Source organism: Pseudomonas sp. ZS1P83, assembly GCF_054897825.1.
The window spans coordinates 5,563,376-5,585,906 of record NZ_CM142706.1 but is presented as its reverse complement, the minus strand read 5'-3'; the positions used below and the strand labels follow the sequence as shown (position 1 = coordinate 5,585,906).

17 protein-coding genes are annotated in these 22,531 nt (G+C 59.0%); 4 read left to right on the top strand and 13 right to left on the bottom strand.

Annotated features, from left to right (window positions below):
- Window positions 1–3: 3 nt before the first annotated feature.
- The 13 genes from icmH to tssA all read right to left on the bottom strand — a co-directional run bounded on the left by icmH (window position 4) and on the right by tssA (window position 15,324).
- Complete coding sequence (gene icmH, locus ACYZT0_RS26180; protein WP_462046638.1) at window positions 4–867, bottom strand: type IVB secretion system protein IcmH/DotU; 864 nt, start codon at window positions 865–867, stop codon at window positions 4–6.
- Between the two features lie 17 nt (window positions 868–884).
- On the bottom strand, window positions 885–2,216 hold the full coding sequence (gene tssK / locus ACYZT0_RS26175; RefSeq protein ID WP_462043635.1) for a type VI secretion system baseplate subunit TssK: 1,332 nt from the start codon (window positions 2,214–2,216) through the stop codon (window positions 885–887).
- 2 nt (window positions 2,217–2,218) lie between these two features.
- Window positions 2,219–2,719 (bottom strand): type VI secretion system lipoprotein TssJ, encoded by a 501-nt coding sequence (gene tssJ / locus ACYZT0_RS26170; RefSeq protein ID WP_462043634.1) that lies wholly within the window; start codon window positions 2,717–2,719, stop codon window positions 2,219–2,221.
- 5 nt (window positions 2,720–2,724) lie between these two features.
- Window positions 2,725–3,921, bottom strand: a complete 1,197-nt coding sequence (gene tagH, locus ACYZT0_RS26165; RefSeq protein WP_462043633.1) for a type VI secretion system-associated FHA domain protein TagH — start codon at window positions 3,919–3,921, stop codon at window positions 2,725–2,727.
- Window positions 3,922–3,938: 17 nt separating this feature from the next.
- Complete coding sequence (locus tag ACYZT0_RS26160; RefSeq protein WP_008030659.1) at window positions 3,939–4,079, bottom strand: hypothetical protein; 141 nt, start codon at window positions 4,077–4,079, stop codon at window positions 3,939–3,941.
- A gap of 315 nt (window positions 4,080–4,394) precedes the next feature.
- Window positions 4,395–5,915: a sigma-54 interaction domain-containing protein gene (locus ACYZT0_RS26155; RefSeq protein WP_462043632.1), complete on the bottom strand. Its 1,521-nt coding sequence runs from the start codon at window positions 5,913–5,915 to the stop codon at window positions 4,395–4,397.
- 10 nt (window positions 5,916–5,925) lie between these two features.
- Window positions 5,926–8,517 carry a type VI secretion system ATPase TssH gene (gene tssH / locus ACYZT0_RS26150; RefSeq protein WP_462043631.1) on the bottom strand — a complete coding sequence of 864 codons (2,592 nt, stop codon included), beginning with the start codon at window positions 8,515–8,517 and terminating at the stop codon, window positions 5,926–5,928.
- A 13-nt stretch (window positions 8,518–8,530) separates the two neighbouring features.
- A complete protein-coding gene (gene tssG, locus ACYZT0_RS26145) occupies window positions 8,531–9,538 on the bottom strand; it encodes a type VI secretion system baseplate subunit TssG (RefSeq protein ID WP_462043630.1) in 1,008 nt (335 codons plus the stop codon).
- Window positions 9,502–11,289, bottom strand: coding sequence for a type VI secretion system baseplate subunit TssF (tssF, locus tag ACYZT0_RS26140; protein WP_462043629.1), 1,788 nt, complete (start codon window positions 11,287–11,289; stop codon window positions 9,502–9,504). Before tssF ends, tssG begins: the two co-directional genes overlap by 37 nt.
- Before the next feature lie 18 nt (window positions 11,290–11,307).
- A complete protein-coding gene (tssE, locus tag ACYZT0_RS26135) occupies window positions 11,308–11,715 on the bottom strand; it encodes a type VI secretion system baseplate subunit TssE (protein WP_462043628.1) in 408 nt (135 codons plus the stop codon).
- A 12-nt stretch (window positions 11,716–11,727) separates the two neighbouring features.
- A complete protein-coding gene (gene tssC, locus ACYZT0_RS26130) occupies window positions 11,728–13,203 on the bottom strand; it encodes a type VI secretion system contractile sheath large subunit (RefSeq protein ID WP_462043627.1) in 1,476 nt (491 codons plus the stop codon).
- A gap of 28 nt (window positions 13,204–13,231) precedes the next feature.
- Complete coding sequence (gene tssB, locus ACYZT0_RS26125; RefSeq protein ID WP_282376254.1) at window positions 13,232–13,735, bottom strand: type VI secretion system contractile sheath small subunit; 504 nt, start codon at window positions 13,733–13,735, stop codon at window positions 13,232–13,234.
- Between the two features lie 32 nt (window positions 13,736–13,767).
- Window positions 13,768–15,324 carry a type VI secretion system protein TssA gene (gene tssA / locus ACYZT0_RS26120; protein WP_462043626.1) on the bottom strand — a complete coding sequence of 519 codons (1,557 nt, stop codon included), beginning with the start codon at window positions 15,322–15,324 and terminating at the stop codon, window positions 13,768–13,770.
- Window positions 15,325–15,873: 549 nt separating this feature from the next.
- Between tssA and ACYZT0_RS26115 the strand changes: the two genes are divergently transcribed.
- The 4 genes from ACYZT0_RS26115 to ACYZT0_RS26100 all read left to right on the top strand — a co-directional run bounded on the left by ACYZT0_RS26115 (window position 15,874) and on the right by ACYZT0_RS26100 (window position 22,445).
- Window positions 15,874–17,901 carry a type VI secretion system Vgr family protein gene (locus ACYZT0_RS26115; RefSeq protein WP_462043625.1) on the top strand — a complete coding sequence of 676 codons (2,028 nt, stop codon included), beginning with the start codon at window positions 15,874–15,876 and terminating at the stop codon, window positions 17,899–17,901.
- The gene (locus ACYZT0_RS26110; RefSeq protein WP_462043624.1) at window positions 17,898–18,746 is read left to right on the top strand and encodes a DUF4123 domain-containing protein; all 849 of its coding nucleotides are present in this window, start codon (window positions 17,898–17,900) and stop codon (window positions 18,744–18,746) included. Before ACYZT0_RS26115 ends, ACYZT0_RS26110 begins: the two co-directional genes overlap by 4 nt.
- A 580-nt stretch (window positions 18,747–19,326) precedes the next feature.
- Window positions 19,327–20,118 (top strand): hypothetical protein, encoded by a 792-nt coding sequence (locus tag ACYZT0_RS26105; RefSeq protein WP_201185257.1) that lies wholly within the window; start codon window positions 19,327–19,329, stop codon window positions 20,116–20,118.
- On the top strand, window positions 20,115–22,445 hold the full coding sequence (locus ACYZT0_RS26100; RefSeq protein ID WP_462043623.1) for a lipase family protein: 2,331 nt from the start codon (window positions 20,115–20,117) through the stop codon (window positions 22,443–22,445). The genes ACYZT0_RS26105 and ACYZT0_RS26100 overlap by 4 nt, the downstream gene beginning before the upstream one ends.
- The last annotated feature ends 86 nt before the right edge of the window (window positions 22,446–22,531 follow it).

Genomic DNA, 22,531 nt, shown 5'->3' with positions numbered 1-22,531 from the left:
TGTTTACGGCTGCGACTGCGGCGCAGCGGCGGCCGGATCAAGCTGCTGATAAGGTTGCAGAACGGTTTCGCGTTGCTCGCCCAATACCCAGGCGAAGCCCGAATACATCACCACCAGGCACACCACGGTGAACAGCACCACCATCCACGCCGGCACGATGCGCACCAGGCTGCGGCGCTGATCGTTCAAGCCTTCCCAATGTGGCGACAGTTCGCGCGGCACGTCGCCGCGCAGTTGGCGAATCTGGCGGTACAAGCCGTCGCGGATGCCTTCGAGTTCGAGCATGCCGCGAGCTTGCACGCGGTACTTGCCCTCGAAGCCCAGCGACAGGCACAGGTACATCAGTTCCAGCATCGGCAGGTGCTTGACCGGGTTTTTCGACAGGCGATCCAGCAGCTGGAAAAACTTCTCGCCGCCGAAGGTTTCGTTGTGGAAGCTGCTGAGCAGGCTCATCTGCGACCATTCGCTTTCGTTGCCCCACGGCGTAGTGACGACGGCTTCATCGACCACGGTGCAGAGCACGTAACGCGCGGCCATCACCTGGCTGCTTTCGGCGCCGTTGTGCAGCGCGCGCGATTCAAACAGTTTCAGCCCGGCAGTCAGTCGCTCGTTGAGCGCGTACAGGTCTTCGCGGGTGTCGCTGTGCTTGAGTCGCACCACTTCCGACAACAGGTCGGACGCTGCGGCTACCAGCGAGTTGAGGCTGATGTTGAACGCTTCGGCCGGACGCAGGCGCGCGGCGTAAATCATCCGTTCTTCGAGCTGTTCGAAACGCGGTGGTGCAGCGAAATCTGTCAGCGGGCTCGAAGCAGGGCCGTGGCCCTGGTGGTCGAGCAGGACGGTTTTATCGTCCTGGTTATGTTCCATGTCCTTGATCACGTCGGTCAGTTCCTGATGGCCCAGAATTTCAGTTCAAGCTCGGCAAATTCACCGGACACGTGGAACGCAAAGCCGCCGGAGCGCTCGAGTTGCGCCAGGTCTTCGGAACTGAGTTCGAGAATGAAATAGGTTTTGTTGGAGTGGAACGCGATCTGCCGCGGCGCCACCGGCAACGGTTTGACCTTGATGCCCGGCAGATGCAGGTTGACCAGTTGGCGGATGCGCTCCACCGGGCCGACCTTGAGGTGCGCCGGCAAGCGGTGGCGCAGCTCTTCGGCGTCACAGTTGGCACTGGCGGCGAGCACGAACGAGGCCGAGCCCAGCAGTTTGTGGTCGTGCAACGGCGAGACGATGATCCCGTACTGACGCGCTTGCAGGACCAGTTCGATGGCGTGCTGTTCGAGCACCATCGACAGCACCTGACGAATCGCTTCCATCAGTTTGCGGAAGCTCGCGCCCTGGTCGCTGTGCTGGTAACGGCTGTCCAGACGCGGGCGTTTGCTGTCGCTGGAGAAGGTCGCCAGATCGCCGAGCATGGTCAGCAGCGTGCGGTACAACGCTTCTGGGTGAACCTGTTCCAGGCCGAGGTAGTGGCGCAACAACAGTTCGGTGCGGTTGATCAGTTGCAGCATCATGAAGTCACCGACTTCCGCGCCACCCACCTTGCCGTTGGAACGGATGCGTTCGGCGATGGTGTCGCCCCGGTGGCCGAGCATGCTGATCACTTCTTTCAGGCACGACAGCAGGTAGCTGGACGAATGCGCCTGAAGGAAGGTCGGGACGAAGTCCGGGTCGAGGCTGATCACGCCATCAGGCGTGGTGTCGAGCACTTCGCAGATCTTCAGTTTCACGTAGGCTTGGTCGCTCTGCTGCTCGCCGAGCAACAGTTTGAAGTCCGGACGGCCGCAGCTGACCTGGCTGGCAGAGTCGTCGCCGGCGTTGGAGTCGGCGACTTCCGCTTCGTACGCGGTATAGCGCGCCAGCACGTCGGATTGCTCCGGACGGCGTGACTCGATGTGGTTGCCGGTGACCAGTGGCAGCGCCAGGTAGATCGGCGTGTTACCGATGTTCGGTGGCACGTCGAGTGCCAGCGGCTCGGTATTTCCACCGAGTTCGAACAGGCTGCCGTCCGGCAGAATCCCCGAGGCCTGGCTGATTACCAGTTTGCCCATGTTGAGGAACTGCAAGTCGATGTCCAGGTTCAGGAAGCCCCAGGTGTAGCTGCCCAGCAACTGAGTGCGGGTCTTCATCTGGTGATCGTAGTAGCGATCGTTGTGCTGGAAGTGCTGCGGGCGCAGCAGCATGCCTTCCTGCCAAATGACTTTATGGGAATTCATGATCAGTCATCCGCCTTGGCAAGCGTTTCGTTGCTGTTGCGAATACCGGCCTGGTCGAGGGTCAAATCAGCGTCGGTGACGTCCACCGGGGTGACTTGCACCGTGTAGCGCCATTTGGTTTCCGGCAGATCGCGGTAAGCCGCAAGGATGCCGACGTAGCGACTGCCCTCCTCCACGCTGAGTTTCATCGCCACGGTTTCACCTGGACGCAGCTCGATTTCTTCGCTGGCCACCAGGTCCGGGGCCAGGGATTCCTTGGCGCGCTCGTAGAGACTGAAGAAGTCAGCGTTCTCAAACGTCACCGGGTGCTTGAGTTCAAACAGACGCACGACGATTGGCGACGGACGCCCGTTGAGGTCCGGGTTCAACTGGTCGCTGGCGGTCAGCTTCAGGTTCAGCTTGGTGACGTGAGAATACGGCGACAGCGACGAGCAACCGGCCAGCAGCACCAGGGCCGCGAACGCCGTCAGCGTCTTGAAAAAAGCGGTCGAGCAGCGAGACATGCGCATCATCCTTGGTGGTCGGTGTGAAGGGTGGAAATCAGGCGGATCTGTTCTTCGTAGGCCTGGGCGAAGTCGCGGGCCAGCAGGCGCTCACTCCAGTCATCGTCCTGACGCAGGGCCTGGTGATAACGCCCGTAAGCCCTCCAGCGGCTGCCGGACGTGGCGAGCAGTGGCTTGTTGTCACGCTCGAAACGCAGGGTCAATTGCTGTGGCGAGAAGTGCTCCAATGTGCCGCGAACGGCAGCGCGGCTAGCGGTCAACAGGGCGACCTGATGCGCCTGCAAATCGCGGAACGCACGGGAGATTGCTTGCTCGGCCGGCAACTGGCCCGGCTTGTTCGGTTGCAACAAAATGCCCAGCGCTTCACCGGCATCGACGGCAAATTTGAGCGGGTTTTTGTGGGTGCCTTGCACGGTGGTCTGGGCCAGACGCAGTTCGTTTTTCAATTCCCTGCGGGTGCGCAGGCTCTGCTGCAAACCGCCGACGCTTTGCTTGAGCAGGCGTGCAGCGTTCATCGCCAGGGCTTCGCGGGCATCGTGGTCGAGGCCTTTGAGGTCCACGCCCAATGCCGCACCGAAGTGCTCCCAGAAACCTTCGCTCTGACGCTCGACCGCTTTTGGCGGTGGCGCGGGTGCTGGCTCTGCCGGGGCGTTGATCAGCTCCGGCACCATCAGGATTTCCATGTCGATGCGGGCGTAGTCGGCGCGCTGACGGGAGTCCTCGATCGTCGCGCTCGGGGCGATCAGTTCGTCGATTTCCGAATACACGCGCTCTTGTTGATCGAGGGCATTGAGCGGATCGAGGTCCAGAAACGCATCGTCCGGAATGACGCTGCCCGCCGCTTGCGGACGGCCGATTTCGACGTCGAAAGTCGCCGGGTCGCGAACCAGCCGTGCACGGATCTCGAAGTCACCCAACACGTAGACGCTGCCGTGCTCGATGCGCATGGCTTCGCCCTTGCGCAGACGCGCGCCGCTTTCGCTGTCCTGGATACCGTTGCTGCTGGTGTCGGTCAGGAAGAACGTGCCTTCGCGGTAGCTGATCAGCGCGTGGTGGTTGGACAGGTGACGCTTGCGGTCGGGAATGATCCAGTCGCAATCCTCGCCCCGGCCGATCACGCCGCCGGCCTGTTTGAAGGTTTTCTGGCACAAATCCGTGGGCACGAACTGCTTGGTGTTCAGCATTTCGAAAACCAGTTCCATGGTGATACTCCTTGCGGTCACTTGCCGCGATTGACCGCCTGCGGATCACCCAATGGGCGATAGGTGTTGTCGTTGAATTTGTAATTGCCGCTACAGCCGCCGAGGCCGCATAGAACGACAAGGGTCAGCAGGACGGCTTGCCAGTGACGAACAGACATCAGAGGGTCTCCAGGGGTAGACAAAGCACAAAGCGCCGACCCGTTTGGGCGGCGCTGTCAGAAGCGGAAGAGGTTGATTGGAAGGCTCTAATCCAAGGCCTATAGCCAATCACAGGGAAAATAGTGATCCCCTGTGGCGAGGGGACTTGTCCCCGTTCGGCTGCGCAGCAGTCGTAGTCCGGTAACCGCGGTTTACCTGAATAAACGGGCATGCCGGTTTTGGGGTCGCTTCGCAGCACAACGGGGATAAATCCCCTCACCACAGGAACTCCATTCACCACAGAAATCCCGCATGCCACAGAAACCTGCCTTGGCTCAGCCATCGAAATCACCCAGGTTGATATTCAGGCGCCCGAGGCGGTACAGCAGCGTGCGGCGTGGCAGACCGAGTTCGCGGGCCGCGAGGGTCTGGTTGCCGTCGTTTTTGCGCAGGCAATCGAGCAGCAGACTGCGCTCGACCTGCTCCAGGCGTTCACGCAGGTTCAGGCCGCTGCTGTCTTCCGGCAGGGCTTCCATGCGCAGAGAGAAATGCTCGGCCAATAACTCGCCGCCCTCGCACAGCAACACCGCGCGTTCGACCAGGCCTTTGAGTTCACGCACGTTGCCGGGAAAGGCGTAACCGGACAGGTGATCCAGCGCCGCATCGGACCAGCGCACCGCGTCGCGCTGCAAGAACGAGCAAGCCTTGCCGGCGAAGTGTCGGGCGAGGTCGAGGATGTCGCCTTCGCGCTGACGCAAGGCCGGCAACTCGATCGGGAATTGCGCGAGGCGGTAGTACAAGTCCTCGCGGAACTTGCCTTCGCTGACCAGCACCGATAAATCCCGGTGAGTCGCGGCGATGATGCGCACGTCGATCTTGTGGGTGTCGTTGGAACCCAGCGGGCGGATCTCGCCTTCCTGAAGAACTCGCAACAGCTTGGCTTGCAGGGACAACGGCATGTCGCCGATTTCATCCAGCAGCAAGGTGCCGCCGTTGGCCGCGTCGAACAGGCCGGCGCGATCTCGGTCGGCGCCGGTGAACGCACCTTTGCGGTAGCCGAACAGTTCGCTTTCCAACAGGTTCTCGGGGAACGCCGCGCAGTTCTGCACGATGAACGCCTGGGACCGTCGCGGGCCGCAATCGTGTATCGCCCGTGCGACCACTTCCTTGCCGGTGCCGGTTTCGCCGCGCAGCAGCACGGTATAAGGGCTGTGCAGGACTTTGCTGATCAGCGAATAGGTCTGGCGCATGGCCGAACTCTTGCCAATCAAACCGTAACCGCTGGCACTCGGGACGCTGACCTTTGCCGGTCGTGAATCACCGGGCGGCTGACGCAAACGTTGTAGCAAATGCAGTTGACCAAGGACGAACGAGCCCAGTTGACCGAGGGAATCAGCGAAGCCTTGCAGGTCAATGTGCCGGCGACTGGCACACAGCAACAAGCCTTCGACGGCCTTCTGCTGATTGACCAGCGGCACACATAACAGCGACTGCCAAGGCGTGGCCTGAGGCGGCAGAAAACTGGTTTCGTGCAGGCTGCCGCTCAGCTCGCTGAGGCACACCACGCGGTTCTGGCACAGGGCGAATTGCAGCAGTTGTTCACCGTTGTAATCCGCCGGCAGGCTCGCCGCTTCCCGGGGTTGCAGGATGCCATTCAGGCACTCGGCGTTCATCCCCAGGCACGTGTGAGTCGCGTCCAGCAGGTACAGCTGCGTCAGCTCACAACCGCTGAGCTCGGCCAACCCGCGCACGAAGTCACCCAGCAGCGCAGCACCGTCCGCCGCCCGCGACAGGCTGGCGAACTGCGCCAGCAAGGCTTCGGCATAGACCAGCGGTTGCGGCACTTGAGTGAACATCACACCCACCTCAGGCGAACTCGCAGGTCACGCTGGCGTTGCCGTCGAGCGTCGCGTGGACACGTTTGAGGCTTTCACCGGTGGCCATCGCATCGAGCAAGCGGTCGGCCACCAGCGGCAGCACGTGCAGGTCGAGCAAATGGTCGATCAGGCGCGCGCCGCTGTCGCTCTGGGTGCAGCGTTCGGCCAAGTGATCGACGAGGTCCTGCGAGTAGGTGAAATCCAGCTGACGGCGGTTCAGGCGCTCGCCCAAACGACCGAGTTTGATTTCGATCAGCTCGCGCAGCACCGGGCCGCCCACCGGGTAGTAAGGCACCACGCGCATCCGCGCCAGCAGCGCCGGTTTGAAGTGCTTGCTGAGGACCGGGCGAATGGTTTCTTCGAGGACTTCGGCCGATGGGCGTGCGCCGTTTTCGCAGAGCTCGCTGATGCGGTCGCTGCCCAAGTTCGAGGTCATCAGGATCAGCGTGTTGCGGAAGTCAATCTCGCGCCCTTCGCCGTCGTTGGCCACGCCTTTGTCGAAGATTTGGTAGAACAGATTAAGCACGTCCGGGTCGGCTTTCTCGACTTCATCGAGCAGCACCACCGAGTACGGCTTCTGGCGCACGGCTTCGGTGAGCATGCCGCCTTCGCCGTAACCCACGTAACCCGGCGGCGCACCGATCAGGCGCGAGACGGTGTGCTTTTCCTGGAACTCGGACATGTTGATGGTGGTGATGAAACGATCACCGCCGTACAGCAAGTCCGCCAGGGCCAACGCGGTTTCGGTTTTGCCGACGCCGCTCGGGCCGACCAGCAGGAACACGCCGACCGGTGCATCAGGTTTGTTCAAGCCGGCAGCGGTAGCGCGCATCGAGCGATCCAGTGCGTGTACGGCTTGTTCCTGACCACGGATGCGCGTGCGCAAGTCGGAGGCGAAGCTCGCGACTTTGGCGTTGTGCTCGCGGGCCAGTTGCGCCAGCGGCACGCCGGTCCAGGCGCTGATCACTTCGGCCACCAGACGCGGGCAGACTTCAAAGCTCACCAGACGCTCCTTGAGCTGAAGCTCGGTCAGGGCTTTGTGAGTTTCGTTGAGTGCGGCTTCCAGCGACGCGACGCTTTGCGCTTCGTCCACGACGGCAGCCGCTTCGCGCGCCTTGGCCAATTGCTGACGCAGGTCCAGCAGCCGCTCGGCCAGTTCTTTCTGTTCGGTCCAGAGGGCTTTCAGCGCGACCCTTTCGTCTTCGGCTTCGGCCAGACGATCTTCCAAAGCGTCCAGCGCTTCGTGATCGATCAGCAAGCCTGCTTCAGCATCACGGCGCAGAGCCTGACGCTGACGGCCCCCTTCAGCCAGTTCGCCACGCAGACGTTCGAGGCTTTCCGGGGCGGCGGCGAGGCTGATGCGCACGCGGGCGCACGCGGTGTCGAGCACATCGACGGCTTTGTCCGGCAGCTGACGGCCAGCGAGGTAGCGAGCAGACAACTCGGCCGCCGCAACCACCGCGTCATCGCGCAGGTAGATGCCGTGGCTCTTCTCGTAGACCTGCGCCAGGCCACGGAGGATGGTCACCGCTTCGCTCACGGTCGGTTCGTGCAGTTGCACCGGTTGGAAGCGACGGGCCAGGGCCGGGTCTTTTTCGAAGTACTTCTTGTACTCCGCCCACGTGGTGGCGGCGATGGTGCGCAACTCGCCACGGGCCAGGGCTGGCTTGAGCAGGTTGGCCGCGTCGGAACCGCCGGCGTTGCCGCCCGCGCCGATCAGCGTGTGGGCTTCGTCGATGAAGATGATGATCGGTTTCGGCGAGGCTTTGACTTCGTCGATCACGCCTTTGAGGCGACGCTCGAACTCACCTTTGACGCTGGCGCCCGCCTGCAACAGGCCCATGTCCAGCGACAGCAGCTCTACGCCTTTCAAGACTTGCGGCACTTCACGGGCCGCGATGCGCGAAGCCAGGCCCTCGACGATGGCGGTTTTACCGACGCCGGCTTCACCGACCACGATCGGGTTGTTTTTGCGGCGACGGGCAAGGATGTCGACCATCTGACGGATCGCGCCATCGCGGCACAACACCGGGTCGAGTTTGCCGTCGCGAGCCTGTTGGGTCAGGTTGTGGGTGAAGCGCTGCAGCAGCGATTCGCCGGGCACGGCCGGTTTACCCGTGGCTAGTTGTTCTTTTTGCGACAGGGCGAATTCTTTCAGGCGCTCAATGTTCAACTTGGCCAGCAACGACTGGTAGCGGCTGCCGGCGTAGCGCATCGGATTGCGCAGCAACGCGAGGATCAACGCGGCTTGCTCGACCTGACTTTGGCCCAGTTCAAGGTTGGCCACCAACAACGCGTCTTGCAGCCACTGCACCAGTTCCGGGGCGAACACCGGGTTACGCGAGGCGCTGTGCTCGACCCGCGATTGCAACGCGGCGCTCAGTTCCCCGGCATCGACGTCGGCGTCTTGCAACGCGCGGGCGAGCAGGCCTTGCGGGCGCTCCAGCAAGCCCAGCAACAAGTCTTCGACGAGGATCTTGCTGCCGCCACGGGCGACGCAGCGTTCGGCCGAACTTTCCAGGTCACGACGGGTTTCGGCGTCCAGCGCCTGGATAAGTTGTTGCAGGTCTACGTTGATCATAAGTCTCACGTCCTTAAGGAATTTTGCTGCCCAGGGTCACCACGCCGTCCGCTTTTTCGCGACCGAGCCAGCTGGTCCATCCCAGGCGACACGCGTTCTGCTCACCGATGCGCAGTTCGCGTATTTCTTCCTGGCGCAGGACCAGGCGAATGTCGTAATCGAGTGGGTCACGCAGGGTGAACCGCACCAGCGCGCAGAGCGGCTGGTAGCCGAAACCGATCGGCAGAAATTCGTGAAAGCGTTGCCAGTCGAGCTCACGGATGTGAATGCGGAATTTGCCGCTGCGGTCGCGCACGTGTTCGCCCAGCACCAGGTCTTCGCCGAGCAGGCTGTTGGCGCGGCCCAAGCGATTGCGCTGCTCGTCGAGAATTTCGACGCGGCGCTCGATGCACTGCTCGATGGTCAGCTCGGCATGTTTGAAGTAGTAACGCAGCACCGCTTCGATCAGCGCCGCCGAGTGCGCCCGCAAGCTGAGCAAGCCGAGGTACGGCAGCAGGCGTTTCCAGTTCAGCTCCTGAGCCTTGCGGATCTCCTCGCCACCGAGGCCGATCAACGCAAACAGTTGCGAGGAAAACGGGTCGAGGGCACCGCTCTGGAAGCTCGCGCGGTAGCGGTACTTGCGCCAGATCGGCAGCATCAGCCGTTGCAGGCGATGGTGGAACAGGTCGAGAAAGTTGCGGGTCGGGTTGCCGTCTTCGCTATCGCCCAAAGCCTGTTCGCCGTAGAACGCCGGCAACGGCGAACCGGAACCGACCAGGCCGATCAGGTTGAAACGCAAACGTGCGCGCATCTGCCCGTGCTCTTCGAAAAACTCCACGCGATCAACATCACTGCCGGGGAAACCCAGGCTCGGATTGGCCTGGAATTCCAGCTGGTCGTACAGATCGTCTTCGCTCAGGTACGGGTGTGCCTCGCGCAGCCGGTCCACCACCAGCAGTACGGCCTGAAATAGCGAGTACTCGCGTATTACCCGGGTCAGCCCGCTTAAAGCAGGGGTTGCAGACCCATGCGTGGTGTCCATTGGTACACCTCTCCCTGTGTGCTTTTTACTCGCAGCTCGTGGTACGAATTGAGACTGGCGTAAAGCGCGAAAAACTCGTTAAGAACCGAAGCGAAAACGAACAGGTCGCCTTCTCCGATATACCCTTGCGGGTCGATGATCAGCTCGGTGCGCAACCCGCGCACCGGCAACCCTCGGTGCAATCGGTCGACGTGTTGGTGTTTGATCGACTTGAGCCCGCCCAGCAGGCGTTTACTGACTTTTTCCGCGTGTTGGTCGTAGTAGCGCGGCAGGTCGTAGGTTTCGAGAATCACCTTCAACGCATTGACGTCGGCCAGCGACAGATAGTTAAGCGACATGTTGCTGATCAGCTTCCAGAGGAAGTCACGGTTCAGTGGCGGCGCATAACTGGGAGTGGCCGGGGTGATGTTGCGGAAACTCAGGAACTCCGGCGTCTCTTCGCACGCCTGGCTGATGTCGCCGAGCTTGAGCTTGCGCGGCAGGTTCTGGTTGGTGCAGATCAGCTCGATCGACAGCGTTTCGTGGGCTTCGGTGTGGCGAATGCCGAAGCTCAAGTAAGTGTCTAGGCCGTCGTGCAACGAGGACGAACGCTGGCGGATGCTGTAGTGCGGACGGCTGTTGGGCACGTCGAAACTCGGGTCGTGCTCGAAGGATTCGAACGGCACGTACTCTTGATAACCAAGGCCGCCGGGCTTCCAGCCGGTGACGGTTTCCACGGAAAACACGCCGCAGTTTTCCAGGCCGAATTCGGCCGGCAACAGCAGGTATTCGTCTTGTTTGCCGTCGAGGCGGATCGGCAACGCGTCGTGTTTGAACAGATTGACGATCGGCGTGCAGTAGAGCTTCACGTTGTCCAGGGTAGGACGCAGACGCTGGATGCCGCTCTTGCGAATGTCGAAGCGCAATTCCAGGCCGCGCACCTGTTTGAGGGTGTCTTCCGGCAGCGCTTTGAGCAGGTCCAGACCGTTGATATCGACGAACAGGAATTTGTCCTGGAAGGCGAAATATTCCTGCAGGTGGCGATAGCCGCGGAAGGTGTTCAGCGGATACGGGATCAACGCTTCTTCTTCGGCAAAACCCACCGGCTGCACGCGGTCGCCAGGCATCTTGAACGCCATTGGCGCGCCGTTTACGCCGTTGATTGGTTTGCCGGCACTGTCCAGCGGGACCAGTTCGATGCCTTCCAGGTTGCGCAGCAGGCTCAGGTAAAGCATCTGACTGATGTAACGCTCGCCGGCAAAGTGCAGGCGTAGACGGCTCAGCTCCAGCTCACCAAGGTGACCGTCTGCGCTCATCTCCAGACGCAGACTCAACAGCGAACCGTCGCCTTTCACCGAGTAATTCAGCGCGGCCAGGTCCAGCGGCAAAACCTCAGTCGGGTAGCACGTACGGAAACGGCAGCGCACATCTTCGATCGGCACACTCTCAACCGGCGTGCCGCGCTCGACCATCAACGCAGATCCCGATCGCTTCAACGGGTCGAACTGCAAAATGCTGAACGCCGGCAGCGGCCGCATGTAGTTGGGCCACAGCAGGTGCATCAGCGAATGGCTGAGTTCCGGTAACTCGTCGTCGAGCTTCTGGCGCAGGCGCCCGGTCAGGAAGGCAAAGCCTTCCAGCAACCGCTCCACGTCCGGATCCCGCCCGGCCTGACCCAGAAAAGGCGCCAACGCCGGGCTACGCTCGGCGAATCGACGACCCAACTGGCGAAGTGCGGTGAGTTCGCTTTGGTAGTAGTGGTTAAAGGACACGGGGTTACCTGTAAGTCGTTAGCTGACGTTGACCTGACCGCTGCCATCCAGGCGTGCGGCGAAACTGACCTGGCGTTTGAAACCATCAACTTCCAGCAAGCCTTCGATGCTGAAGGACAGGCGAAGCTGATCGTGGTCACGCGGCAAGGAAATGACACGCACATTGCTCAGGCGTGGCTCGTAGGCTTCGATGAAATTTTCGATGGCCAGACGGGCCTGACTCAGGGAGTCGTGCAGGCTCAGCCGCATGTCATTGAGATCGGGTAGCCCGTAATCGGACAGCGTTTGCACGCTGCCCGCACGGGTACTGAGCATCTTGGCCAGATGGGCAGCCACGGACGCCATGGCGCAAACCTCGCGGCTCCAGCCGACGCGTTTGTCCGCGTCGCCCCCCAGGCGTTCGAAAAGGCTGCCGTATCCAGTCATGAGTCGCTCCGCTTACTCTTTGTCCAGCTTGCCAACCAGCGACAGAGTGAAATCGGCACCCATGTACTTGAAGTGCGGGCGCACGTTCAGGCTGACGCGGTACCAGCCAGGCTCGCCTTCAACATCGCTGACGATGATCTGGGCAGCGCGCAGTGGACGACGCCCGCGAACTTCGGCGCTTGGGTTTTCCTGGTCGGCCACGTACTGGCGGATCCACTTGTTGAGTTCCAGCTCGAGGTCGGTACGTTCTTTCCACGAACCGAGCTGCTCGCGCTGCAGCACTTTCAAGTAGTGAGCCAGGCGGTTGACGATCATCATGTACGGCAGTTGGGTGCCGAGCTTGTAGTTCAGCTCTGCTGCTTTGCCTTCAGCGCTGATGCCGAAGAGTTTCGGCTTCTGCACCGAGCTGGCGGAGAAGAACGCTGCGTTGTCGCTGCCTTTGCGCATGGTCAGGGAGATGAAGCCTTCCTCGGCCAGTTCGTATTCACGACGGTCGCTAACAAGTACCTCGGTCGGAATCTTGGTTTCGATTTCGCCCATGCTTTCGAAGTGGTGCAACGGCAGGTCTTCAACCGCGCCACCGCTCTGCGGGCCGATGATGTTCGGGCACCAGCGGAATTTGGCGAAGCTGTCGGTCAGCTTGGTGCCGAACGCGTAGGCGGTGTTGCCCCACAAGTAATGCTCGTGGCTGTTGGCGACGGTTTCTTTGTACACGAACGATTTGACCGGGTTTTCTTCCGGGTCGTACGGGTTACGCAGCAGGAAACGCGGCACGGTCAGGCCAACGTAACGGGAGTCTTCCGACTGGCGGAAGCTCTGCCATTTGGCGAATTGAGGGCCTTCGAAGTGATCTTTCAGATCCTTCAGGTCCGGCAGGCCTGTGAAGCTTTCCAGGCCGAAGAATTTCGGGCCGGCCGCCGCGATGAATGGCGCGTGGGACATGCAGGCAACGCTGGAGACGTACTGCATCAGTTTCACGTCCGGCGAGCTTGGGGACATGAAGTAGTTGGCGATAATTGCGCCAACCGGCTGACCACCGAACTGGCCGTATTCAGCGGTGTAGATATGCTTGTACAGGCCAGACTGCATCACTTCCGGCGAATCGTCGAAATCGTCCAGCAGGTCTTCTTTGGAGACGTTGAGGATTTCGATCTTGATGTTTTCGCGGAAGTTGGTGCGATCAACCAGCAACTGCAGTCCACGCCACGACGACTCCAGGGACTGGAAAGCCGGGTGGTGCAGAATTTCGTCCATCTGGCGGCTGAGCTTGGCATCGATCTCGGCGATCATGCGGTCAACCATGGCTTTCTTGACCGGCTCACCGCTGTTCTGCGGCTTGAGCAGCTCTTCGATGAACGCCGACACACCGCGTTTGGCGATGTCGTAGGCTTCGTCGTCCGGCGTCAGGCGGGTCTCGGCGATGATGCTGTCGAGAATGCTGTATTCGCCGCTCTCTTTGCTCTTTTGCTGTGCTGTGCTAGTGCTCATTGTGTTGGCTTCCTTGGCTGATGGAGACTCAGGCGTCCTGAGCTGCGGCGTTCAGGCCCAGCTCACCCAGTACGCGACCGCGGGATTCGTCGTCGGCGAGAACGCCTTCGATGGCTTTGCGGAACGCAGGCGCGTTACCCAGCGGGCCTTTGAGCGCCACCAGCGCGTCGCGCAGTTCCATCAGTTTTTTCAACTCAGGCACTTGCTCGACCAGGCTGGCCGGGTTGAAGTCCTTCATCGAGTTGACGCGCAGTTGCACGCCCAGCTCTTCAGTGCTGCCTTCTTCCTGAAGGCGGTTCGGCACGTTCAACGTCAGGCTCAGCTCTTGCTTGGCCAGCACTTCGTCGAACGTCATTTTGTCGATGCTGATCGGTTTGCGATCTTCGACTTTGCGTTCGTCCTTGCGGTGGGTGTAGTCACCGATTGCCAGTAGTTTCAACGGCAGTTCAATCTCTTCCTGTGCACCACCGGTGGCAGGTTTGAACGTGACGTTGATGCGTTCCTTGGGGGCTACCGAGCCTTCTTTGGCCATGGCTTTTCTCCTTGCGGTTGTGGCCCTGGGGCCTATTCGAGTACCACTTCGAGATCGAGGTGGCACAGCCTGCGATAAATCTCTTCCTTGCGTTCACGTACGGCATGGTTCTGCGGTAACAACTCGCAGCAGCTATGCAGTAAATGCAGCACTTGCAGCGCAAGATCGGGCTCCCAGGCGTGCAGGCCTGAGTCCTGTAATGTTTGGTCCAGGGTGTCGAGTTGGGTCTTGGCCAGTTCGTATTTCTTGGCCATGAAGCACAGCCGCGCGAGGGCGAACTGCCAGAAGAATCGGACGCGTCCGCCGTGGGCGCTTTGCAGGCCTTGCTTGAGGATCTGCACGGCAGCCTTGAGGCCGTCCTTGCGCAGGATCGGCAGGACTTCTTCCAGGGCCACTTCCCAGGACGGCTGGCTGTCAGCGACTTCGACCTTGCGCGGCGCACTGGCGCTTTGCAGGTGCGGCATGACGTGGGCACTGACCCAGGCGCGGGTGGCGGGGTCAGCGAACGGCGCGCCGTCGTGGAAACGCAATTCGATGATGCCGGGCAGGCGCTGAATCAAAAGCGCGAAGTGAATTTCCACTTCGCGCATAGCCATCTCGGCGTTGAGCCCCTGAAGGCATTCCCAGACCATTCGCTGGCCATCGAACCAGAACGGCGCCTTCGCCAGGCTCGCCTCCAGTTCCACCAGCAGGTCAGCGTATTTGGCCTGGTCGTAACGGTCCTGGCAGGCCTTGAGCTTGTCGGCTGGCAAGCTGCGCAGGACGGTGATTTGCTCGGCATTGCGCTCGGGTACCGCGTCGATGGGCAACCACAACAGTGTGCGATTGAGGCGCAAGGCGCGCAGGTCGGTGGCTTTCTGCTTGAGCCACCAGGCACACAGCGGACGGGCGTTTTCTTGCTGGGCGCGCAGGGCCTTGTGGGCTTCTTTCTCGTTGTCGATCGGCGCGCCGGGAGTGAACAGCTGCGTAGCGGCCTGCTTGACCTGGGCCACGGCGGCACCTACCACATTGGGCTCCGGCTGGTTGTCAGCGGCGCGCTGGACCATGTTTTTCAGGCGACGGGAAATCGGCAGCAGCAACGGCGCATCGTCGCCCAGGTGTTCGGTGCAGGCAGCATCAAGGCCCTCCAGATGTTCCACCAGACGGCGGAACAGCGGCAGTTGCTCTTTGATCGCAATGTTTTCGTTCAGCACCTGCTCAAGACGCGGCACCAACCAACTGATGGCAGCGGAGCGGGTGCGGGCCTTGTTGGGATGAACCTCGGCCCAGTGGTTCTCGCACAGGTGGTGCAAAAGTCCGAGGCCGGCCAGCAGTCCCTGGAAGGACTCGCGTTGGTACAGGGCCCAGGTCAACCAGGCACCGACTCGCAAATCCTTGGATTGAGTGCGCAGCAGGTTTTCGCTGTTTTCGCGGATTTTCAGCCAGTCGATCTGACCGCTTTCGTGCATGGATTGGGCTTTGCCCAACTCGCTTTCCAGTGCCTCGTATTCGCTCGAAAAGCGAACATCCTCGCCCGCGAAATTCTCTTTGGAAACAGAGGCTTTTGCGAGTTCAAGGTAATGGGCAGAAAGTTTGTTTGAGTAGGACATTCGTGGTCTTTAATTAGGTTTACTGTCATACAGTCATTGGAATTTCAATAGCATCAAAGATGCTGCGATGAAACTCACCCAATTGAGTTCGTCCTGTTTTAAGAACTCGCGCTTCGTAAAGCCGCTAATCATCACTGAGAATTCATACCCTGACGCTGACGCCAAGCATGACAAGAATAAAAAATGATAAATGTAGGAACTTTCTGAAAGGTTAGAGTCATTTAAGGAAAAAGCGATGATTGGTAGCAAGCCATAAAAAACGTCACCAAAATGATGGCGCGGCCTCCAACCCCGCCAAATGCTGCCCTGTATAGCGTGTACTTGATCGCACAATGCTCGACTTACCCCAAACTTCTCACGTTTGCTGACGCAATCTGAAATACGGAAATTTCGGACTGCGCTTCGGGCTCCTTCCTATATCAATCCTTTTGCTGCCTTGTTAGCGTGCTCTGCAACTTACATTTGCTCAGGACAGGTATGGTTTGAGCGTTGCAATTTGTTACTTCTTTCAGCTTAAGGACAAGCTGCTAACAGCAAAAGGATAAGCGTATGTTCGCACCGGCCAATGTTGCCCAGTTCACGCTTTTGATCCCAACGGTTCGCCACGATTTTAAGGTGCTGGCCTTTGAAGGCACTGAAGTCATCAGCACCTTGTATTCGATCCAGGTTGAACTGGTCAGCGAGTACCCCGATTTCGATCTGGAGAGTCTGCTCAGCCAACCGGCCTTTCTCCAGTTCGGCCTTTACGGCGAAGGGATTCATGGCTATATCTCAGGGGTGTCCGCGGGTGATATAGGTAAGCGCCTGACCCGTTATCACCTGACCCTGGTCCCGGCGCTGCACTTCTTGCAGTTCAGCCACGATCAGCGGATTTTCCAGCGCCAGACGGTGCCGCAAATCATCGCTCAGGTACTCAAGGGGCATGGCATCCAGGCCGATGCTTTCACCTTCAACGTCAGAACAAGTCCCGAGCGCGAATACTGCACCCAATATCGCGAAAACGATTTCGAGTTCGTCCAGCGGTTGTGCGCCGAGGACGGCATCGCCTGGCATCACCAGCACTCCCGGGAAGGCCATGTGCTGGTGTTCACCGACGACCAGGTCTTTTTCCCGACGCTAGGCGCAACCCCTTATCGGCAAGACACCGGCATGGTCGCCGAGCATCCGGTCGTCAACCGGTTCGCCATGGGGTTCAGCACTCGCACCAGCACAGTCACATGCCGCGACTATGACCTGAAACGCCCTAGCCAGTTGCTGGAAAGTCGCTTCACGGCCGAGTTCACCCCAGCGCTTGAAGACTATCGCTATCCGCTGCTGATGAAGACTGAAAAACATGGCAAACAGCTGGTCCGCCAAGCACTGGAGCGACACCGTAGCGACTATCAGTTAGTCGACGGAGCAAGCAATCAGCCGACGCTGCGCAGCGGTTACTTGTTCGACCTGACCGAACACCCGCGAAAAAACTGCAACGGCATGTGGTTGCTGGTAAGCCTTCATCACGAAGGGAAAGAACCGCAATCCCTGGAAGAAGCACTCGTCAGCGACGACAAACCCACGGACGGTTTCACTCAAGGCTACCGCAACAGTTTCAGCGCCATTCCATCAGACGTTCTCTACCGCCCTCCTCTGCGCCCCCGAAAGCCTGTGCTGGTATGCCAGACCGCTCGTGTTACAGGGCCGCCCGGAGAAGATATTTTTTGCGACGACTACGGTAGGGTTCGCGTCGAGCTGCCTTGGGATCGAGCGGAACTCAACAGCGAAAAAAGCAGCTGCTGGCTACGGGTTGCCTCCAGTTGGGCGGGCGAGGGATTTGGTGCAGTGACGATCCCGCGCGTCGGGATGGAAGTGGTCGTGGCTTTCCAGGAGGGCGATCCGGATCAACCGTTGATCACCGGTTGCGTGGTCAACAAGGTCACGTCCGTCGCTCATCAACTGCCCGAGAACAAAACCAGAACGGTGCTACGCAGCCAAAGCTCACCGCGCAATGGCGGCTACAACGAATTGTCGATTGAAGACCGCGCCGGGCGGGAAAAAATCTACCTGCGCGCACAACGCGACATCGAGCAACTGATCCTCAACGACAGCCACAGTCTGATCAACAACGACCGCTTCGAGCAGGTGGACAACCACAGCACCAGCCTGATCAAGGGTAAGGAGTTGCACACCACCCAAGGCATGCGAAGCACGGTGATCGGCGGTGATGAGTTGATCACTATCAGCGGCAACAGCAGCACGACGTCCGCTGGTTCGCTGGTGATTCACGCCGGTCAACAGGCGCATGTCACCGCCACCAACGTGGTGATCGATGCAGGCATGAGCCTGACGCTCACGGCGGGCGGTCACCACATCGTCATCAATGCGGGCGGGATCTTCAGCAGCGTGCCCATCGTCGAGGGTGGTGCGCCACTGGCGGGTATTCAGCCGCTACAGGCGCTACAAGCTCCGGCTCGCACGGCCAATGCCGTCATCGCCAACCCAATGTCCATCGTTGCCGGCGCCCGACAGCAGGCGGCGGACTACTGCCCGCTTTGCGAGGCTTGTCTTGCTGGCCAATGCAACATTGGGGAAGCCGCATGAATACCCTTGAACAATGGCTGCTCGAACAATCCCGGTCCGGACGGGAGCTCTATCTGGTGCTCGACTCGGACGGTCAGCTCGACGAGCGCAATGCATTAACCAAGGAACTGGGTGCCGATCAGTACCGCAATCTGTATGTGGGCACGGCGGCTAATTCAATGGCGCAAGCAGGCCCTGTTCTTTTTCAGATAGGTACAGTCAAACATCCGGTGATTCAGGCGTTGCTCGATACGCCGGAGCGTAATTGGGGCTGGCTGGGCAGTGCCACCCTCACGGACCTCGACGCTTTGGTCACTCACTGGCGCGACCGGTTGGTAGTCGGTGAGCGCCCGAATCAGGCGCTGTATCGCTTCCACGATAATCGCGTACTGGGGCGCGCCCTGAGCCATCTGCAACCTGAGCAGCACGCCGATTATCTGGGGCCGATCGCCAGCGTCTGTTATTGGCACGCGGAGCAATGGACGGCCACTGACAACCCTGACCCCGGCGAACACCCGCTACCGGTTGATCCGGCCTGGTTGAAAACCCCGACGCCGGACATTGTCTACGCGAACGTGCTGTTCGATAACACGCGCCGCTACCTGGTCCGTGAGCACACCGAAGCCTTGGTTGCCCTCGCCACAGAGCGAGATGTGGATGACTGGTTGTGGGGATTGATTCAATTGGCTCGTTTGTGGGGTTGGCAGCAACCGGAGCAGGTGCATTTTTTGCTGACGCAGTGCTTGAAAGCGCCTGGGTACTTGCCTCCCAAGGCATGGCAACCGAAGCCGGAAGAGGATTCAGCGGCGCATTTTGAGCGGGTGTATCAGCAAGTGTTGTATTGGGAGGGAGATGCACACTTATAAAGCGCGTCGTCAGTACCTTAAAAACATACGAAATCACCCAATCAATGCGAACTTTCAAAACGACAATATGAAAAGAATTAAATTAGCAGCAAACAGAATGATCGTAATTTTGATTACGACCTCTTTAACTGGTTGCATTGGTTACACCCTAAAAACACCTGATCCTTATACGCGCAGCGGAGACAAAACAACCCGTGAGTGGTGTGGGATTACGCTATGGGCTCTAATTTTACCAATCCCATTAATGCTGCCTGTATGCAAGGTGTACAAGGACCAAAAATTCAACTCTGATTTTTATGCGTGCGGCCCTCTTATGTTTCTAGGACCTTTAGTTCATAGCTACAAAGGGAACGCTTTGTGTGGAAAATTCCCTGGATAATCAAAGGTAAGCGCAGAAGGGAAGTGAGTTTGATTGTGTATGCGGAGAAACACTTGCTATCGGCTGCGGCGGATACACCAGCACCTTCCGCATACCGGCCGGTCGCCACACTTCTCCCATTTACGCAGGCTGTACGGAAAACAAGGACGTAACGCCATGACGCATCAGAAAGCGCTGTATTCGCGGGGATATGTCCCGCACATCAAACGAATCGTTCAAAGCCTGACACTCAGCAGTTGCCTCGCCCTGACCCTGGGTTGCTCTGCTGTCGGTAAGCCAAATACTTTTACCTTCGTCCCCGACTTCCCGCCCAACTTCAAGTACGAGCTGAAAGCCATCTACATCCCCGCCAAAGGGGAAACATGCAGCTTGCCCGGAGGGCGAAATTTTCAGGTCAGCTTCAATAAACCCAACATGGAATACGAGGCCACTGCCGAAATTGAGCTGTACAGGACCGTGAGCGACTGTCCGATGGCGTTGAACCTTGTGGAGCTCAAGGTCATAGGCGTTTTTGGCCCGGAACGAAGTGACAGCAGCTATGACTTCGCCTCATTTGCCGTGCGTCCAGAGTTGTTGGAGCGACACATGGGCACGTTCAGCGATGACGGCACAGGTGAGTTCTTCGGTGAATGCCAGTGGTTTTTCCGTACTGTCGGCCCCGAGCGTTACCTCATAAAAATCCTCTACTGCAAAAACACTGATGCGCAGGGGATCGTCACCAAAGGTCGTCCTTCTACGGCTTACACGCTAGATCAACTACCGGGGAAAACGGTAACGCTTAAGGTCAAGTTGGCCGTCGATGAAGAGCCTTACATGGGAGACACATGGGTGAAGGTGCCCAACGGCTGGAAGCGCTGCATGGGGAAAGGTTTTGAAGACCAGCATGCGTTTTGTTACGGCAACCATAAAGATTTCAGCACATTCAAGATGGTGGATGAGCGGATCTGCACCATTTACCCAGGCTGTACGGAAAACAAGGATGAGACCCCATGAGCGTTGAAGCTTTATCCGCCAATGATGCACCATTCATGCAGGGCAACATCCACGCCTGCCCTTTGCGTGGCCATTCGACGAGTTTTCAGTTAGTGGACGAGTTTGGTGATGGTAAGCCATATGCAGGTTTGCCCTTCGAGGTCACCGACTACGAAGACACTGTCTACTCAGGCAAGTTAGATGCGAACGGCGCCGGCAAAGTTACGAACCATTTTTGTGGACCGGTGGTACTCAAACTCAGTCAGGCGTATCAAGGGAGTAATGATGATTACAGCGAACTAATTCGCAGAAAACACTACCCACTCCCCATCACCGAACTCCAAGTACGCGCCGAAAAAACCCGCTTCTTCAACAAATCAGGCGTACGAACCCAAGCCAATCCCGCAAAAGACCTCGCTGCCCCCACTACCTATTACCAGGTTGAAGTGAGTGAACTGGTAAAGCACGTGGCGCACTTGCCGCCCCTGGCCTTTCGTCGCGACCCACCCAATATGGTGGTGCACAAACTGCTGCGATCCACTCTCAAAACCAGAGCTTTCACAATTGTCGATAAAAGCGCCCCGGATGGAGGGCTAAACGGGGTCTTCAGTCAGATGGACATGGCCACGGTCGAGTTGGGTTTCTTCCCGCCACCGCCCAAACCAAAGGGCATCGCCCTGCTGCCGAACAAACACCATGTGATGGAAGTGCGGCCAATGAGAGCGCTACGCCCGATGTTGTCGACCGGCGACGAATTTTGCGCACTCAACCTCTATCAACTGGCCTTGATGTCGACCCTGAGTTACACCGACTTTGGTCAGGAGCCGAACACACAACCGGTCAAAACAGACAGCGTGAGCTTCCCCTTGCAGCCAACCAGCGGTAACTGGTTCGGCCATGCATTGCCGCAGTTTGATGAGTTGTGGAAAGTCGATGCTACACAGACGAAGAAGTACTACCCGCTGTATGAAGAGGTCCCTTATTCAAAACGGCTGGAAGTGGTGCCGTTCGACCCGTTGCTCTACCCCGAGGTCAACAATCCAGAGTTGGGAGATGAGCAGGAACACCCGGCCAAACTACACTTTCTCGATGATCGCAATAATGAAAACAGCACGGACACCCAAGCCTTCATCACCCATCACGACGAATTGATATTGGTTAGTGTGCGCGGAACCCAAGAACTACTGCCCGACGGCCTGCGTGATATGCATGCCCAGCAGGTTCCTTTTGAAGAAGGAGAAGGCAAGGTTCACAACGGCTTTTACGGCGCCGCCAAGGTCGCCTACCCGTTTGTCGTGAGCTACCTGGAAAAATTCTACAGCGGACAAAAACTGCTGATTACAGGGCACAGCCTGGGCGGTGCGGCGGCGCTGATATTGGCTGAAATGTTGCGACGCAATAACCGATATGCGCCGGACATCGTGCTCTATACCTACGGCGCACCCCGCGCTGGCGATGCTACTTTTGTCGAAAGCGCCCACCCCCTGAACCATCACCGTATCGTCAAACACAACGACCCCGTGCCGAGCGTGCCCGCCACGTGGATGAATACGCCGTCTGTGCCGATGTATTACAAGCATGGGGCGATAATCGTGTTGAACCCCGCCATTGGCTTGGCATACCTGGCTTTAAACATGATCAATTTCGGAGGCGAGCCTTACGGGCACCACGGCAAGCTGCGCCACTTCATGCCAGTGGTATTTGGCAAAGAGCACAAGTCCTCGATTCTGTGGGAGCCGGGTTGCAGCACGATCAACGATCACGGCTGTGCAGAGGCGTTGCATCAGATCAACGGCCTGCCCAAACGTGGCTCACTACTGCGGCAGATGATGGAGGCCTCCGATCACTCGATGGTCGGCAGCTACATACCCGGCTGCTGGGCCAGCCTGCGCCGTTGGCAGGAGGCGCAGGAGCGCAAGCGATCACTGGTGACCCTGAGGGAGTTCAACTGGATCAGCGACGGCTTGGAACGCATCAGCGATCAACTGGACAACATCAAACGGAACATCGCAAAGAACCCCAGCGCACACGCCAATTACCATCAAGACGCGCAAAAGACGGAGGCTCTCAGCGAGGAAAAGGAAAAGATTCAGATGACCCGGGATCGCCTGCTGGCCCTGCACGGCCAGCAAGTCACCGAGGCCGACGTATATGGCAGCTACGCCGACCAGCCCGAGTGGGTACAGGAAAATCTGCTGCGCTGGAAAGCCCATCCGGAAAACATCGTTCAGGAACAGTTGGCGATGATTCCACCCGTAGCCGAAGACCACGACGCAGCCATTGCGGCAATTACGGGCGGGCATGCGGTGGGGGCGCCATTCCATTTGGATATTGATTCGATTATTTAGAGAGGCTAGGGCGACAGGGAAATCCCTGTCATCCCTCTCTATCGGCACGACGATGTGCCCGCAAATGGAAGTTGGTACGGAATGCC

Excerpts from the sequence above, each read along its gene's own strand:
- tssE (WP_462043628.1), bottom strand. The coding sequence starts at position 11,715 with ATGACTGGATACGGCAGCCTTTTCGAACGCCTGGGGGGCGACGCGGAC.
- ACYZT0_RS26155 (WP_462043632.1), bottom strand. The coding sequence starts at position 5,915 with ATGTTCACTCAAGTGCCGCAACCGCTGGTCTATGCCGAAGCCTTGCTG.
- tssG (WP_462043630.1), bottom strand. The coding sequence starts at position 9,538 with ATGGACACCACGCATGGGTCTGCAACCCCTGCTTTAAGCGGGCTGACC.
- tssH (WP_462043631.1), bottom strand. The coding sequence starts at position 8,517 with ATGATCAACGTAGACCTGCAACAACTTATCCAGGCGCTGGACGCCGAA.
- tssC (WP_462043627.1), bottom strand. The coding sequence starts at position 13,203 with ATGAGCACTAGCACAGCACAGCAAAAGAGCAAAGAGAGCGGCGAATAC.
- ACYZT0_RS26115 (WP_462043625.1), top strand. The coding sequence starts at position 15,874 with ATGTTCGCACCGGCCAATGTTGCCCAGTTCACGCTTTTGATCCCAACG.
- tssK (WP_462043635.1), bottom strand. The coding sequence starts at position 2,216 with ATGAATTCCCATAAAGTCATTTGGCAGGAAGGCATGCTGCTGCGCCCG.
- tssJ (WP_462043634.1), bottom strand. The coding sequence starts at position 2,719 with ATGTCTCGCTGCTCGACCGCTTTTTTCAAGACGCTGACGGCGTTCGCG.
- tssB (WP_282376254.1), bottom strand. The coding sequence starts at position 13,735 with ATGGCCAAAGAAGGCTCGGTAGCCCCCAAGGAACGCATCAACGTCACG.
- tssA (WP_462043626.1), bottom strand. The coding sequence starts at position 15,324 with ATGTCCTACTCAAACAAACTTTCTGCCCATTACCTTGAACTCGCAAAA.
- ACYZT0_RS26160 (WP_008030659.1), bottom strand. The coding sequence starts at position 4,079 with ATGTCTGTTCGTCACTGGCAAGCCGTCCTGCTGACCCTTGTCGTTCTA.
- icmH (WP_462046638.1), bottom strand. The coding sequence starts at position 867 with ATGGAACATAACCAGGACGATAAAACCGTCCTGCTCGACCACCAGGGC.
- tagH (WP_462043633.1), bottom strand. The coding sequence starts at position 3,921 with ATGGAACTGGTTTTCGAAATGCTGAACACCAAGCAGTTCGTGCCCACG.
- ACYZT0_RS26100 (WP_462043623.1), top strand. The coding sequence starts at position 20,115 with ATGAGCGTTGAAGCTTTATCCGCCAATGATGCACCATTCATGCAGGGC.
- ACYZT0_RS26110 (WP_462043624.1), top strand. The coding sequence starts at position 17,898 with ATGAATACCCTTGAACAATGGCTGCTCGAACAATCCCGGTCCGGACGG.